The following is a 14,480-nucleotide window of genomic DNA, read 5'->3' on the forward strand; positions in this document are numbered from 1 at the left end:
CGTCACGATCTTCGCCCTGGCCGAAATACGACAGGTCGCACTTTGGACACCCGGGTCAGGTCAGCAGGAGCTTCGCGATCCGCCGCGTCGACCCCCAGACCCCGATCGCCGCGAGCACCAGCAGGTAGGCGAGGTTGCCCGCCATGCTCCACGAGAAGAAGCCCGTGGCGAGGCCGCGCATGAGCTCGATGCCGTGGTACAGCGGCAAACACCGGACCAGCCACTGCAGCGCCTCGGGGTAGACCGTGATCGGGAAGAACGTGGTGGAGAACAGGAACATCGGCATCAGCACGAGCTGGATGTAGTCGAACTGCGACGTCGACTTCAGGTAGCTCACGAGCGTGATGCTGATGGCCGAGAACGCGAACGACACCAGCAGCGCCACCGGCAGGAGCAGCAGCGCCCACCACGACGTGAGCAGCCCCATCGCGCCGGTGACGGCCATGAACGCCACCGAGTACAGGCCGCCGCGCAGCATGGCCCAGCCGATCTCCCCCAGCGCGACGTCGAGCGGGCCGATCGGGGTGGCGAGCATCGCGTCGTAGGTCTTCGCGTAGCGCAGCTTGAAGAACAGGTTGTACGTGCTCTCGAACACGGCCCCGTTCATCGCCGACGACGCCAGCAGCGCCGGTGCCACGAACGCGACGTAGCTCATCGGCCGCCCGTCCGGCCCCGGCACGGTCTGGACCAGTTTGCCGAACCCGACCTGGAACGCGAGCAGGTAGAACAACGGCTCGAGCGCGCCGGACAGCAGGATCGTCCACGACCGCCCGTAGACGGTGATCGCCCGCTCGATCAGGGCGCCGGCCCGGCCGCTGTACATGCCCGGCGGGAGGACCCGGATGAGCAGGCCGCGGCGCTGGAACTCGGGAGCTCGGACGTCGGTCATCACGCCACCAGCCGGCGGTAGAACCAGCGGTGGGCCAGTGCCCAGCCGACCACCACGAGAGCGACCAGATACGCCGCGTGCCCGAGCACCGCGAGCCCGCCGACGCCGCCGAGGGTGCCGGCGCGGGCGAGCTGCGTGCCGTGCCACAGCGGGGAGAGCCAGGCGAGCCAGCGCAGGTACAGCGGGATCTGCGTGATGGGGAAGAACGTGCCGGAGAACAGTGTCATCGGCATCACCACGAAGCGGAAGAGCAGCCCGAAGCGCTGGCCCTCGTCGAAGGTCTTGGCGGCCAGGGCCGTCATCGGGGCCGCGCACGCCAGGCCCGTGAGGGTGCCGACGAGGATCACCACCAGGGCGCCGAAGTTCTGCCACGCGCCGAAGAACACGGCGATGAGCGCGTAGATCGCGCTGGCGAGGGTGAGTTTCAGGCCCGTCCAGATGAAGTGCGCGCCGACGAGCTGGCCGGGGGACACGGGGGTGGCCGTGACCGCCACGTAGTCCTTCTGCCACTTGAAGCCCGACATGACGGGGTACGTCGAGTCGCCGACGCCCAGCTGAGCCGCACCCGAGACGAGCAGCGCCGGGGCGACGTAGACGAGGTACGACACGCCGCCCGTCGCCGGGCCCGCCTGCACCTGGGAGCCGAAGCCGAGACCCATGGCGGCGAGGAAGAGCACCGGTTGCAGGCCCGTGGAGTACAGCGTGCTCACCCAGTGGCGCCGGTACCACATCCAGTGGCCCTCGACGCGCAGCCACGCGCCGTGCCAGGGACCGACGACGCGGCCGGTCGAGGCTACCGTCATCAGTCCACCAACGTCCGGCCGGTCAGCCGGAGGAACACGTCCTCCAGGGAGCTGCGCCGCACCAGGCTGGAGACCGGACGCAGGCCGCGCTCGTGGGCGCGTTCCAGGGTCGCCTCACCCGCCATCGTGTACAGCAGCACGCGGTCGGGCAGGACCTCGACGCGCTCGGCCAGGTCCTCGACCGCCGAGGCCGCGGTCTGCTGTTCGCCCGGCGCGAACCGCAGCTCCACGACCTCGCGGGTGGAGTACCGCGCGATCAGCTCGGCGGGCGAGCCCTCGGCGGCGATCCGGCCGCCGTCCATGACGACGAGCCGGTCGCAGAGCTGTTCTGCTTCGTCCATGTAATGCGTGGTGACGATCAGCGTGGTGCCCCGGGCCTTGAGCCGGAACAGCCGGTCCCACAGCAGGTGCCGGGCCTGCGGGTCGAGGCCCGTGGTGGGTTCGTCGAGCAGCAGCAGCTCCGGGTCGTTCACCAGCGATCGCGCGATGGTGAGCCGCCGCTTCATGCCGCCCGACAGCGAATCGACCGGCTTCTCCGCGCGGTCGCTCAGCTGCGCGAACTCCATCAGCTCCTCGGCCTTCGCGCGCACGTGCGCCCGCGACAGCCCGAAGTACCGCCCGTAGAGGTGCAGGTTCTGCCGCACCGTGAGCTCGACGTCGAGGTTGTCCTCCTGCGGCACGACACCCAGGCGCGCGCGGATACGTGGCCCGTCGACGTCCGGGTCCATGCCCAGCACGCGCAGGTCACCGTCGGTGCGCGGCGACACGCACGCGATCATCCGCATCGTCGACGACTTCCCGGCGCCGTTGGGCCCGAGGAAGCCGAACGCCTCCCCCGGCCGCACCTCGACGTCGATGCCGCGCACCGCTTCGAACTCACCGAACCGCTTCACCAGCGCCTTCGCCTGCACCAGTGGCGGTTCCGCCGTTGCCTCTGCCACCCCGACGACACTAGGCCCGAGCACCGACAGTTTTCGACCGGTTTCCCGATCGATCAGCGGACGGTGACCGACAGGTCCCTCGAAACGCCGTTCACCGTCAAGGAGATTCGCGCGGCACCGGGGTGCAACGCGGTCAGCACGCCGCTTGCCGGGTCGTAGGACACCACGTCCCACGGTGCCGGACGCCCCGCCCCGACGTGGGCGAAGAAGCCGCTCCAGTCCGCGCTCACCGGGTACGCGACCGGCACGGCGCGCCCGGCCTGGGTGAGCGTCGCGGTCAGCTGCGCCTTCGCGCCCCGCCGCAGTGAAGCGGGCCCGGACAGCGTCAGCGCGTCGACGTTCGGCCGCGTCTCGAAGCGCACCGGCTGGTCCTTCGCCGACGGGTCGACGCGCACCAGCGTCCAGCCGACGAACCCGCCTTCGCCCGGCGCGGCCGCGGGGGTCTTGCCCGAGTTGCCGTTGACCAGGTACGGCACGCCGTCGGTGCGCGACAGGCTGAACACGCCCGCGTGCGAGGCGATCGCGGCCGCCTGCTTGCCCGAGGACTGCTCGAACCCCGTGAGCCACGTCTGCAGCAGGTCGGCTTCCTTGCGGTCACCCAGCTGCGAGTTGCCTGTGGGGCTCGGATCCTTCACCGGGTGGTGCATCGCGACGACGACGCCGCGGATCGACCGGTCGCGGGCGGCGCCGTCGAGCGCGTCGCGCAGCATCCGCACCTGGTCGAACCCGCCGGCGCGCAGCGAGCCGCGCGAGGAGTCCATGAGCACCAGCCGGATGCCGTGCACGTCGACGACCTGGTGGGTCGCGCCGAAGGCCGCCTGGAAGTTCGCCAGGCCGTTGCCGCCCTCGGCTTCGTGGTTGCCCGGCACGTAGTACCACGGCACCTTGCCGTCGAGCTCTTCCGTGATCACCTTGCGCGCCAGCACGAAGTCGGGCGCGGTGCCGCGGTCGACGAGGTCGCCGTTGATCAGCACGAGGTCCGGCTTCACGGCCACGGCTTCCCGCATCGCGCGGCGCGCCTGCGCCACGAGCGGGCCGCCGGGCGCGTCGGCGGTGAACTGCGCGTCGCTGATCACCGCGATCCGCAGGCCGCCGGTGCCGAGCGTGCCGTCGGTGACCAGGGCCGGGTCGTGCACGGCCGGGTCGGCGGGCACGGCCGTGGCCGGCGCGACCTCGAAGGTGAGGTCGTCGAACACGAGGTGACCTTCGTACTGCTGATCCGGCACGTTCTCCACGGCATAGAAACGGGTGAGGCGCTGACCGTCCGGCAGCCCGGCCGGCACGGCGGCGGTCACGTACTTCCAGCCCGTCCAGTCGACGCTGAGCGAGAGGTCCACAATGGACGCCACGTCGGCCCCGTCGCGGAGCTCCGCGCGCAGCCAGGCACCCTTTCCGTCGCCGTCGACCCACAGGCCGATCTTCTGCGTGCCGGCCGGCACGGGCAGCGGCGTCGCGGCGGTCACGTACGCGGCGCGCGTGGCCGTGGTGCCGGTGAGGCGGTAGTCGAGCGCGAGGCCCTGCCCACCGTCGCGCCCTCCGCCGGGGACAGCGCGGCCCCGACGACAGCCGGGTACACGCTCGCGCTCCAGCCGGCCGGGCCGTCCAACGGAGACGCCACCCGCGGCTCGGTACCCACCGAAGCGGCCAGGTGCTCGGTCAGCCCGCCCGCGTGCACCGTGATCGCGGAGGCGCCCGAAGCGGCCTTGGCCGTGACCTCGAACCCGTCGGCGGCGGGCTTCACGTCCACCACAGCGGGGTCGTAGTCGAGCTTCACGTCACGGGGCTCCACCCAGGTGCCGTACCCGTCGGCGTCGTAGCCGAAGACCTGGAACGTGCTGTGCGCGCCCGCGCCGGACAGTGCGACCTGCGCGGTGCTCGTGCCCAGCCGCACCGGCGTGCCGAGCACCGACACGGTCGTCTTGCCCGAAGCCTTGCCCTCGCGGGCCACCACGGAGACGTCTTCGCGCGCTTCGGGGTGCTTCCGGTCCGCGTGGCCGGTGAGCACGTCGTCGGTCACGGTGGCGCGGCCCGGGTCCGACGTGCTCCACCGCGGGTGCGCGGAGACGGCCGCGCCGGTCTCGTCGTGACCGTCGGCGACGAGCACGCGCGACAGTCCGGAAAGGACCCGGGTGGCGTTCTTCGTGTTCTGCGCGGGCGCCGGCGCGAAGCCGGTCAGCCTGCTGCTGCCGGGCACGGTCTTGATGCCGATCCCGTTGGGCACCAGCCGTTCCCCGCCGTCCGAGGGGGCGTTGCGTACGCTCGGCGCGGACTCGCCCTCACCTCGCGCGAGCAGCGTGGAGGAGCCGCCGCCGTCGAGGTTGACGGCGTCGTCGGCACCCAGGGCTTTCAGGCGGCGGCCCAGCTCGGCCTCGGTCATGCCGCGGCTGTCGGCCTGCCGGCCGTCGACCGTCATGAGCCACAGGTGCTTGCCGTCGGCGGAAAAGCCTACGCCGGTGCGCGGGGCGAGCGTGGTGTCGTCGACCGGCTGCAGCACGCCGTCCTTCAGCAGCGCCTCGTTGCCGCCGACGGCCACGGCGATCTTCCCGGCGTCCGAGCGCGGCGCGTACGAGACCCCGACGCGGTCGCCGGCCTTCAACGCGGAAAGCGTGTCCGCGCCCGCTTCCCGGCCGAGCAGCAGCGTGCTGCCCGCGGGGATCGGCCCGTCGGCCGGCTGCGTGCGCACCCGCGTGACCACGCCGTCGCGAACCTCGACCTCGGCCACGCGCGCCGCGCCGGCCACCGACGTCGCCCGGGCGGACGCACCCCACAGCGGCGTGTAGACGCCGAGCGCGTCCTTGCCCAGCACGGGGCTGTTGAAGTTCGTGGCCGGCACGCTGCGTCCGTCCGGCAGCCGCACCGACGCTTCGAGGAAGATGTCGGCCAGCTTCGCGCGGCCCTCGTCGGTGATCGCGGCGGTGGTGTTGTGCCCGGCGGCCGGCGCGGTCCGCAGCTGCCCGTCGGAGATGCCGACGCCCTCGGGCGCGCCCGTGGCATTGATGTCGAAGAAGTCGCCGTTCACGCCCGCGACCGCGCCGGTGCGCGCCACCTGCTGCGAGAGCGGTGTGCGCGCGGAAACCGTGCCGGGGCTCAGGTAGGTGGGCTCGAGGACCTTGCTGGTGAGGTCGACGCTGAGGGTGTCGCCGCGGATCCAGCCGGCCGGGTCGAAGCGGTCGAACTGCGTGAGCCGCAGCCCGGGCGCGATGGCCGAGGTGGCGCTGCTGGTCTCGAGGCCGTCGTCGGCCGACGCCGCGGCCGTGACCGGCGCTTCGCGGGCCGACGACGCCGCGGGCGCGCCTTCCACCGGCCGGGTGTCGAGCGGTGCGGCGAGCGGATCGCCGTACGCCGGCACGGTGACGGCGGTGGCGAACAGTGCGCAAAGGGCGCAGAGCAGCACGGAGCGTGAGTTCTTCACCAGGTACCCCAGTATCGAGTGAGTGCTGTGTCGATCGTTACTAATCCGACCACAGTCACGGCCAAAATGGCTTCGGAGCAACGGCTACGTGCCGCGTGGGGGTCGGCCTACTTTCGGCCGGATCAGTAACTGCGCCCAGCAAAGTGGAGTGGCCCGGCCGGCGGAAGGATTCAGGGTGAACGCCGCCTGAATGGCTCAGAACGGGCGGTTCCGGTCAGGGGGTGAGCGGCGCCTTCAGGAAGGCACGCGCCAGCTCCTCGTCGCCCGTGACGCGTGGCGTGACCTCGCCGCGCTTCCACAGCAGCGTCAGCAGCTCCTGCGCGGTCGCCTCGACGGTGGCGGCGGCCTCGCCCTCGCCCACCGCGGGCGGCTCCCCCGGCACGACCGTCCACTCGTGCCCGGTGTCGGTAGCCCGCAGCGTGAGCGGCGCGGGCAGCGGCGGCACGGCGTGCCAGCGGGTGATGCGCGACAGCAGCGCGGTGAGCACCTCGTCGACGCCGTCGGCGGCCACGGTGGGGTCGAGGACCGGGGTGGTGCCCGCGCAGCCGTGGAGGTCGATCAGGTGCACGGCCGTCTCGTGCAGCTGGCGGCGGAACCAGAACGCCTTCGTCTTCGGGGTGCCGCCGAAGTGCCAGCACTGCTCGTCCGGGTCGGCCGCTTCGAGGGCGGCCAGCAGCACCGCGGCGCTCTCGGCGTACCACTCGGCCGGCTCACCGGGCACGTCCGTGGCGGACAGTTGCTGCGGCTCGCCGGTGCGCACGATCTCCGCCGCCCAGCGGTGGATGCCGCCGAGGTGGGTCACGAGGTCGGCGCGCGTCCAGCCGGCGCAGTCCGGCACCGGTGCGGTCGCCGTGCCGGAGTTCGCGGCCTGGGCGAACTCGGCCGTGAGCGCGCGCAGGTGCGCCAGGCGGTCCTCGGCAGACAGGGTCATGACACCTCGAAAATGTTGGCGGAAACGGGAAAAGCCGGAGCGGAGCCGCTCGGCTCCGCCCCGGCATTCAAGCCCGGCTCACAGGTCCGGGAACCACAGCTTCAGCTCACGCTCGGCCGACTCCGGGGAGTCGGAGCCGTGCACCAGGTTGAACTGGGTCTCCAGCGCGAAGTCGCCGCGCAGGGTGCCCGGCGTGGCCTTCTCGACCGGGTCGGTGCCGCCGGCCAGCTGGCGGAACGCGGCGATGGCGCGCGGCCCCTCCACGGCGATCGCGACGAGCGGCCCCGACGTGATGAACTCCAGCAGGTCGCCGAAGAACGAACGTTCCTTGTGCTCGGCGTAGTGCTCCTCGGCCAGCGAGCGCTCGACGGTGCGCAGCTCGAGGGCGGCCAGCTTCAGGCCCTTGCGCTCGATGCGCGAGACGACCTCGCCGACGAGGCCGCGCGCGACGCCATCGGGCTTGACGAGGACCAGCGTGCGTTCAGTCACGACGGTGTTTCTCCTTGTGCGGATTCGTGTTATCGGGCGCGAGCCTAGCCGACCCGCGCGTGCGGGGAGTTTCGGCCGGGTCAGCGGCCCTGCGGGTGCAGCGTCGTGGACCACAGGGACCTGCCCGTCGCGTCGCGCAGGTCTCCGCTGCCGCCGTCGACGTTCAGCTCGCCGAAGTGCTGGAACCCTTGCGCGGGCGAGGAGTTCTGCGTCGTCGGCGCGTGCACGAACACCGCCTCGGGGCCGAACGTCGGGGCGAGGGCGCTGGGCCCGAACGCGCCGGCGTTGAGCGGCCCGGACACGAACTCCCAGAACGGGTCGAAGTCCTTGAAGGCCGCGCGGTCCGGCGAGCGTTCACATGGGTAGCACCGCACGAGGGGCCGGACGGGCTGGCCCCGAGTCGCAGCTCAAAAGTCGCGTCCCCAACCTGGCCGGGTAGGGGCCTGCGGCTGCCCGGCGACGGGTGACAGTCGATGAGCTGGGGTTGACCGGTCCGGGTTCCCAAGCCGACGAGCAGGCTGGCTGGACCGGCGGTCCCATTGTCGGGCAGGACCCAGAGCCGGGATCGTGGTCGCCGGTAGGCGGGTTCATCACCGTGTGGTTCGAGTCCGGCCCCGGTTCGGCAGGTGACCCCGAGGCAGTGTCCCCGCTTCGCCCGAGAAATTAGCATCAGCATTCGAAGATTTCCGTTTCGACTACCGAAATCTGTCGAGTTTTAGGTGTTTACTGCGGGCACCACTACCGGATCAGTTCCGACGGCACATAGCAGGTCTCGAACGCCGATATTGCTACAGAAGGACGGGAAATACGTTCAAGAATATCCTGGCGGCAGACTGCCGGTGACACACATATCCATGAGATAGGTGCCGTTGCAGACGCCGATCCCAACACAAGACCACTCTCCGAAGGTCGACGAATATCCGCAGTCCATTCCGGTTCCTTCGTACGTGCCGCAGATGCCGTCGGTGCCTCGTTTGACGATGTTCGACGAGAAGATCTGCTCGGACGAGACGTAGACGTGGGCCGCGCTGCCGTCGTCACATCACCCTGCCCTTGGTGTCCGACCTGGTCCACGCTCACCGCAGGCGGCTCGGGTCGGTGTGGCGCAAGCTAAACCCAGGACAACAGGCACTGCTGGTGCTGGTGGACCCGCGCAATGGCGAGCCGTTCGCCGAGGTGGGCACCGGATTCGCGGTCTCCACCACGACATGCTGGCGCTATGTCAACGAAGTCGTCGAACCGCTGGCTCAGCGAGCATCGAAGCTGCCGAACACGGAAGGCGAACCCAGCGCCTGGCCTACGTGTCATCGACGGCACACTCATCCCGATCGACCGGATCGCCACCGACCGCCCCTTCTACTGCGGCAAACACAAGATGCACGGATTGAACCTGCAGGTGATCGCCTCCCCGGACGGCACGATGCTGTGGGTATCCGGCGACCTGCCCAGTAGCACCCACGACACCCCCGCCGCATCTGGAACATCCTCGCCGCCCTACGCAATTCCGGACTGATCACCTTGGGCGACAAGGAATACCACGGCTACAACGAAACCGGACAACACGTGATCACCTCGTACAAGGGCCGCAACAAACCCGAGTCACAGAAAGACGCCCACCGCGCCTACGCCCGCCTCCGCGGACTAGGCGAACGCGCCAACGCCCAATTCCAGACCTGGCACATCCTCCGCAAACTCCGCTACGGTCCCCGCCGCGCCGGCCGACTGTCCAAAGCCATCCACGTCGTGAAGAAGTACGAGCTCTCCGCCGGATGAAAAGGGCTCACTGCACAACTCCCCGAGCTTCGGGATACCGGCGGCGAGGAAGCGGCAGGTGAGGAGAGCTACTCACCTGCCGCTTGAGTACTTGTGCCCAAATGTGGCGGGTAGGTTAACCCAACTGTGCTCACAGGCGCGCGTCGCCCGGTCCCGGTCCCGTATCCTGTGACGGAACGATCACGGGGAGGGATCGAGCATGGGTTTCACGACGGTGCCGACCGCCTTGCGCGGCGCCGCTGGCGAGAAGTTGGACAGTCTGCGCGGCACGGACTACGCCGAGCCGGTAGGCCGGGTGGCAGGCGCGCTGCCCGGCGGGAGCGCCGCGGCGGCCGCCGCGCACTGTCGGGACGCCTTGTCGACCACGTTCACCGAATGGTGCGCCGAAGCCCAGCGCCTTGCAGACCACCTTGGCGTGGCAGCCGACCGGTATCAACAGGGCGACCACACGGCGGCAGGGGTGTCCCCCTCTGTCGCGCCGACCATGCAGGAGCCGCGCTGATGGTGTCGCTGGCCGATGTCCGCGCATGGGATCACGGTGCTCTGGACGAAATCTGCTCGCTCTTGCAAGCCCGGACGCAGGTCCTCATCCACAAGGGGGACGACTACGGCAAGGTCTTGCCCGTCGACGGCTGGAGCGGGCCGGCCGCCGACAATGCGGCCGAACAGCACCGCGCCCTGATGCGGCAACTCGACACGATCGCCGCCGGAGCCGCTGCGCTGGACAAAGCCATTGGACAGGCAGCCGACGCCATCACTGGAGTTCAACACGCCTTGGCCAACGCCGACGAACTGGCCCGGAAATACGGATTCCAGATCACCGACGCGGGCGGCATCACCGACTCCTACGCGGGCAAGCAAGCACCGCCCGAGCAGCACCCCGAAGACCGGGAACGCACGCACGCGCAACTGGTGGACGAGGTCACGCAGATCCTGCGCACCGCGAACGACATCGACGCAGATCTCGCGTCGGTGCTCGACCGCGCGGCAGCCGGCCAGCTCGGCACCGGGAACGAATCCACCGTCGCCGCAGCCGCTGCCGACGGGATCAAAGACCCTGGCCTCACGCTGCCCGAGCCCCCACCGAACGCGACCCGTCGCAAAACGCCGCCTGGTGGGCCACTCTCTCGGATGCGGGGAGGAACATCCTCATCCGCGACCGCCCCAGTGCCATCGGCGCGATGAACGGGCTGCCCGCCACCGACCGCGACCGCGCGAACAAGGTCATGCTCGACCGTGAATACGATGAACTGAAACGACAGCGGGAGGAACTTTCAAGCCGCTCCCTTCACGTGGGAGGCAGCGAGATGCAGCAGCAAGCACAGGCACAGCAATACCAAGATCTCTCGAAGCAGCTGCACGCGCTGGATGAGAAGATCAAGGGAATGGACCAGATCAAGCAACGGCTGTACCACCCGCTACCCGGGCAGCCCACCGCATACCTGCTGGGCATCAACTCCGCCAACTGCGGGCAAGCCATCATCGCCATGGGCGATCCCGATCGCGCCGACAACGTCGCCACCTACGTCCCCGGCACCACCGCCGGACTTAACCACGGCATGGCCACAGACATCTATCGCTCAGACGCGATGTTGGCCGCAGCGAACAAAGCGGGATCGCCGTCGACCTCCGTGATTACGTGGGTCGGATATAACGCGCCGCAGAGCATCGTCCCCGACGCCGCAAGCACCAGTTTCGCTAACAACGCCGAACACCCGCTCCGCGACTTCCAGGGCGGGCTCGGAGCCGCCCATCACGGCCCCATGAACAGCACCGTGATCGGACACAGCTACGGCACCACGGTCGTCGGCCAAACCGCCCGCGACCTCGGCTTGCCCGCTGACAACGTCGTCATGGTCGCCAGCCCCGGCGTCGGCGTCGACCACGCGAACCAGCTCCATCTCGACGGAGTCCCGCAAGACCAAGTCGGCCAGCACATCTACTCCACCAAATCCGTCACCGACCCCATCCCTGCCCTCACCAACTTCGACGGACCTGACATCGGACTCGACAACGTCGACCCCCTCGGCCCCGATCCCACCACTGACTGGTTCGGCGGACAAACATTCCACTCCGACGCCGGTAACCCGCTTACTTCACATAGCGACTACTGGCAAGATCGGTCCTCATCCTTGCGCAGCATGGGCAACATCATCGCCGGAAACAAACCATGAACTGGACTCAGAATTGCAATCAAAACCGGCTCTTTTCGATTGCCGCGTCGAGCTTAATCCTGCTGACTTTGACCGCTTGCGAAGGAGCATCAATGCAGCCGACAGACACCGCCGATCAAGCACGAGAGAAAGCACTGGCCGCAGTGTATGCTGCCGCTGCCGCAATCTTCCCTTCCGGGTACAAACTTTCGGAGAGCCCGCTCGAGTCAAGGCCGTGCACTGATGATTCCAACCAGCCAACGGGTCAGATCAGCGTAAGCGCCGACTTCTGGGTGGACGGACCGGATCGTTCTCAAAACAACAAGTACTACGATAGCCTCAAAAAGTGGTGGAGCGAGAACGGCTGGTCGCTTGAAACCGACAGCCGCCCGCGAGACCTGTTCGCCAATGCGCAGCGTGACGGATACCTCATGAGCTTGGAAGGCACTGTGACCGGCCCGGACAAGGGGCGTCTGAACATCGGTGCAAGTTCGCCGTGCGTTTGGCCCAACGGCACCCCTGAGCCTGCGTCGTGATGCAGAAGCACGCCCGCGTGATGAGGGCTTGAACGAGGGCGGCGCCCTGCCGGGCCGTCAGGTTCCCGCAGACAGACCACGCGCTAGACTGTTGTCAGTTGACGTACTTGGTGGTCGTCCCACTGCGCGCCGACGATCCTGAACCCCGACGGGGTCTGCATCCACGAGTTCGCCGTGATGAGCCACGTCGTCGACAGCACGGTGCTCAGGGCGACGATGCAGCAGGCGAGGACACGGTGCGCTCGTTCACCCGTCCGTCGCCGCACAGCATGACGCCGGTGAAACCGGCCTCCACGAAGAACGCAGTAACCACCTCCATGCCGATGGTGGGCGCCGCCTCCGGTCCCGTGGCCGAACCGAACGGCCCCCCGCTCAACCCGAGCTCGAAGGTGATCACGGCGCCGGCCACCCCACCGAGCGCGAAACCCCACAGCGAAGATCCGCTTCCAGCACCGGTGGATCTGCAGAAGACCGGTTCCCGCGTGCGTAGGTAGCGGCCGTAGCCGAACGCGAGAAGAATGGACAGAGCGACGGTGACGGCCGGAAACGTCATGTGGAACACGATCGTGATGGCGAACTGCCACGGCGTGCGGAGCGACCAGAATCACGGCAGGCCGGCGCAGTCTGATCCGCCAGTGGCCAGTCACCACGCCCTGCGCACCTCGCCGAGCCCGGCCAGGCGAGAGACGGCGGCAGCGGGCACGGATCCGGGCACGAGCGGGTGCGCCGACGCGTCACCATCGGCCGGCGCACTCGGAAGGGTTCCGATCCGTCGCCACACCGCGCCTCCACGCCCGGTCACCAAGGTACTGCGCAGGCAGGACCTGGACCTCATACACGTCATCTGTACCGGGTGATGTCATGAGCGACACCGACGATGAGCCTGGCACTGGCAGGCGCGGCGGGTGCGCCCACGGGCGGCAACTCGGCGTCGCGCAGTCGGACAACTGGAGAGCCCCGACGCCGTCACGGAGAGGAATTCCCCCAGACGAAGAGGACGATCCTCACCATGAGAGCGCGGTCGGACGGCCGCCTCGAGAAGTAGACCCGAGCACCCGACGCCCCCCTGGGGTCAGCTGCGGGCACTGATGAGCCCATCTGGTCGCACTGCACGAGGACAAGCGGAGGTGACGGAGGGCGATGTTGTCCGAAGCCGTTCCTGCCGCGTTCGGTGCGGCGATCTACCCGCCTGCGTTGCTGTTCATCGCGTTCCTGCTGGCCAGCCAACATCCCAGAAAACGGGCGCTGATCTTCCTCGCTGGCGCGGTGTTCATCACCCTTGGCTTCGGCTTCCTGTCGGTGTTCGTGTTGCAGGCCAGCGGAGCCGAGAGCACCAAGCACCGCACCGTACCGGCCTGGATCGACCTCACCATCGGTATCCTGCTGGTGGCCTTCGCGCTGGTCGTCTACTTCCGGCCGCCGCGTGGACCCAAGGCCGCCAAATCGCGCCGCGAGCTCGGCGTGATCGGGTTGCTGAGCGTCGGCCTGCTGATGTACACGCCGGCACCGCTGTACCTCGCCTCACTGCACGCCATCGCCAAGGCGCACTCCGGCCTGGCGGCGACGGTGCTGAGCATCATCCTCGTCGCCGTGATCTACATGCTCCTGATCGAAATACCGATCGTCGCGCACGCGATCTGGCCGGAGACGACGGTCCGCTGCGTCAGCGCCGTGAACACCTGGCTGGCACAACACGGCCGAACCATCATCGTCGTCGTGGCGGCCGGCTTCGGCATCTACCTCATCAGCTCGGGCATCGCCCACCTCGGGTGATCGACAGGCTGTCCCTCGCGGCGGCAAGAACCGACTCGAACCGGCAGCCACAACGGCCCGCGAGACCCGCGAGGAGAGTGGCTATCGGCTGCTCGGCGAGGCCGAACACCTGATCAGCTTCGAGCCGTTGCCCCGGGCAGGTGACCGCAGGCACCGAGGTGCATCTCTGGCGGGCTGCCGAGAAGGTCGGCGAACCCACGGATACAGGAACAGGTGGGGGTGGCGGTCGGACATGGCGGAGAAGATGGTCATGCCGCCGAACGCGGGGTTGATGCCGTAGTTCTGGCCCGCGACGTCGCCGCTCCACAGGATGCGCGTGTTCTTGCGGCCCGCGGGCGCGGTGGCGAAGCGGCCGATCACGGGTTCGCTGGAGGTGCGGCCGTCGAGGTCCACGGCCGTGACGCGGTAGTGGTACTCGGTCCCGGCTGCAGGCCGGCGACGCGCACCTTGCCGGTGCCGCGGGTGCCGGCGTGGTGATGGCCCCGGTGACTCTGCGGGCGTGGCGGAAGGACTCGTCGCGCGCGATCTCGGCGACCAGGCGCGCCGGCCGGTCGGCCCGCGACCAGATGATGCCGGACCCGGTGGTCACATCACCGGACGCGACGCCGTGCGTGAGCACCGGCCGCGCCCGGCACACCAACGGCGCGGCCGACACGCTCTCGGGCAGGAGGCTGGTCGGACAACTCGTGGCGACGTGGCGGTGAACTGAGCCGGCGGCCGCGGCGCGTTCCGACGAGGGCAGAGCTACTTCGCGAGGAGCGCCGGCCGACAACTCACCCG

10 protein-coding genes and 6 pseudogenes are annotated in these 14,480 nt (G+C 69.2%); 7 read left to right on the forward strand and 9 right to left on the reverse strand.

The window, feature by feature from the left end:
- Nucleotides 1–55: 55 nt before the first annotated feature.
- The 7 genes and pseudogenes from AB0K15_RS24840 to AB0K15_RS24870 form a co-directional block, all read right to left on the reverse strand.
- The gene (locus tag AB0K15_RS24840; RefSeq protein WP_364054854.1) at nucleotides 56–889 is read right to left on the reverse strand and encodes an ABC transporter permease; all 834 of its coding nucleotides are present in this window, start codon (nucleotides 887–889) and stop codon (nucleotides 56–58) included.
- The gene (locus AB0K15_RS24845; RefSeq protein ID WP_364054857.1) at nucleotides 889–1,692 is read right to left on the reverse strand and encodes an ABC transporter permease; all 804 of its coding nucleotides are present in this window, start codon (nucleotides 1,690–1,692) and stop codon (nucleotides 889–891) included. The genes AB0K15_RS24840 and AB0K15_RS24845 overlap by 1 nt, the downstream gene beginning before the upstream one ends.
- Complete coding sequence (locus AB0K15_RS24850) at nucleotides 1,692–2,633, reverse strand: ABC transporter ATP-binding protein (protein WP_364054860.1); 942 nt, start codon at nucleotides 2,631–2,633, stop codon at nucleotides 1,692–1,694. Before AB0K15_RS24850 ends, AB0K15_RS24845 begins: the two co-directional genes overlap by 1 nt.
- A 53-nt stretch (nucleotides 2,634–2,686) precedes the next feature.
- A pseudogene (locus AB0K15_RS24855) lies at nucleotides 2,687–6,027 on the reverse strand (phosphodiester glycosidase family protein).
- 232 nt (nucleotides 6,028–6,259) lie between these two features.
- Nucleotides 6,260–6,976 carry a maleylpyruvate isomerase family mycothiol-dependent enzyme gene (locus AB0K15_RS24860; protein WP_364054863.1) on the reverse strand — a complete coding sequence of 239 codons (717 nt, stop codon included), beginning with the start codon at nucleotides 6,974–6,976 and terminating at the stop codon, nucleotides 6,260–6,262.
- A gap of 78 nt (nucleotides 6,977–7,054) precedes the next feature.
- Nucleotides 7,055–7,465, reverse strand: coding sequence for a nucleoside-diphosphate kinase (gene ndk, locus AB0K15_RS24865; RefSeq protein ID WP_220242889.1), 411 nt, complete (start codon nucleotides 7,463–7,465; stop codon nucleotides 7,055–7,057).
- Between the two features lie 80 nt (nucleotides 7,466–7,545).
- Nucleotides 7,546–7,815, reverse strand: a pseudogene (locus tag AB0K15_RS24870) (alkaline phosphatase); the annotation flags it as partial.
- 691 nt (nucleotides 7,816–8,506) lie between these two features.
- Here AB0K15_RS24870 and AB0K15_RS24875 point away from each other — a divergent pair.
- The 5 genes and pseudogenes from AB0K15_RS24875 (at nucleotide 8,507) to AB0K15_RS24895 (ending at nucleotide 11,927) form a co-directional block, all read left to right on the forward strand.
- Nucleotides 8,507–9,238: pseudogene (locus tag AB0K15_RS24875) on the forward strand (transposase family protein).
- A gap of 199 nt (nucleotides 9,239–9,437) precedes the next feature.
- Nucleotides 9,438–9,740 (forward strand): type VII secretion target, encoded by a 303-nt coding sequence (locus AB0K15_RS24880; protein ID WP_364054866.1) that lies wholly within the window; start codon nucleotides 9,438–9,440, stop codon nucleotides 9,738–9,740.
- Nucleotides 9,740–10,423 (forward strand): hypothetical protein, encoded by a 684-nt coding sequence (locus AB0K15_RS24885; RefSeq protein WP_364054869.1) that lies wholly within the window; start codon nucleotides 9,740–9,742, stop codon nucleotides 10,421–10,423. Before AB0K15_RS24880 ends, AB0K15_RS24885 begins: the two co-directional genes overlap by 1 nt.
- Nucleotides 10,420–11,412 carry an alpha/beta hydrolase gene (locus AB0K15_RS24890; RefSeq protein ID WP_364054872.1) on the forward strand — a complete coding sequence of 331 codons (993 nt, stop codon included), beginning with the start codon at nucleotides 10,420–10,422 and terminating at the stop codon, nucleotides 11,410–11,412. The genes AB0K15_RS24885 and AB0K15_RS24890 overlap by 4 nt, the downstream gene beginning before the upstream one ends.
- On the forward strand, nucleotides 11,409–11,927 hold the full coding sequence (locus AB0K15_RS24895) for a hypothetical protein (protein WP_364054875.1): 519 nt from the start codon (nucleotides 11,409–11,411) through the stop codon (nucleotides 11,925–11,927). The genes AB0K15_RS24890 and AB0K15_RS24895 overlap by 4 nt, the downstream gene beginning before the upstream one ends.
- Nucleotides 11,928–12,010: 83 nt before the next feature.
- Here the strand turns inward: AB0K15_RS24895 and AB0K15_RS24900 are convergent.
- Nucleotides 12,011–12,480, reverse strand: a pseudogene (locus AB0K15_RS24900) (cytochrome ubiquinol oxidase subunit I).
- Nucleotides 12,481–13,067: 587 nt separating this feature from the next.
- On the opposite strand from AB0K15_RS24900, the gene AB0K15_RS24905 reads away from it, so the two are divergent.
- Together AB0K15_RS24905 and AB0K15_RS24910 are read left to right on the forward strand one after the other, a co-directional pair.
- Nucleotides 13,068–13,700 (forward strand): GAP family protein, encoded by a 633-nt coding sequence (locus AB0K15_RS24905; RefSeq protein ID WP_364054878.1) that lies wholly within the window; start codon nucleotides 13,068–13,070, stop codon nucleotides 13,698–13,700.
- Nucleotides 13,701–13,737: 37 nt separating this feature from the next.
- Nucleotides 13,738–13,906, forward strand: a pseudogene (locus tag AB0K15_RS24910) (NUDIX hydrolase); the annotation flags it as partial.
- On the opposite strand, the pseudogene AB0K15_RS24915 reads toward AB0K15_RS24910, so the two are convergent.
- Nucleotides 13,902–14,358 (reverse strand): annotated as a pseudogene (locus tag AB0K15_RS24915) (PhoD-like phosphatase N-terminal domain-containing protein); the annotation flags it as partial. The pseudogenes AB0K15_RS24910 and AB0K15_RS24915 overlap by 5 nt on opposite strands.
- Between the last annotated feature and the right edge of the window lie 122 nt (nucleotides 14,359–14,480).

Source organism: Amycolatopsis sp. NPDC049253 (genome assembly GCF_040678995.1).
Lineage (GTDB): Bacteria > Actinomycetota > Actinomycetes > Mycobacteriales > Pseudonocardiaceae > Amycolatopsis.

Coding starts and splice junctions, on each gene's coding strand:
- AB0K15_RS24895 (WP_364054875.1), top strand. CDS start 11,409: ATGAACTGGACTCAGAATTGCAATCAAAACCGGCTCTTTTCGATTGCC.
- AB0K15_RS24890 (WP_364054872.1), top strand. CDS start 10,420: ATGAACGGGCTGCCCGCCACCGACCGCGACCGCGCGAACAAGGTCATG.
- AB0K15_RS24845 (WP_364054857.1), bottom strand. CDS start 1,692: ATGACGGTAGCCTCGACCGGCCGCGTCGTCGGTCCCTGGCACGGCGCG.
- AB0K15_RS24885 (WP_364054869.1), top strand. CDS start 9,740: ATGGTGTCGCTGGCCGATGTCCGCGCATGGGATCACGGTGCTCTGGAC.
- AB0K15_RS24860 (WP_364054863.1), bottom strand. CDS start 6,976: ATGACCCTGTCTGCCGAGGACCGCCTGGCGCACCTGCGCGCGCTCACG.
- AB0K15_RS24905 (WP_364054878.1), top strand. CDS start 13,068: ATGTTGTCCGAAGCCGTTCCTGCCGCGTTCGGTGCGGCGATCTACCCG.
- AB0K15_RS24840 (WP_364054854.1), bottom strand. CDS start 889: ATGACCGACGTCCGAGCTCCCGAGTTCCAGCGCCGCGGCCTGCTCATC.
- AB0K15_RS24880 (WP_364054866.1), top strand. CDS start 9,438: ATGGGTTTCACGACGGTGCCGACCGCCTTGCGCGGCGCCGCTGGCGAG.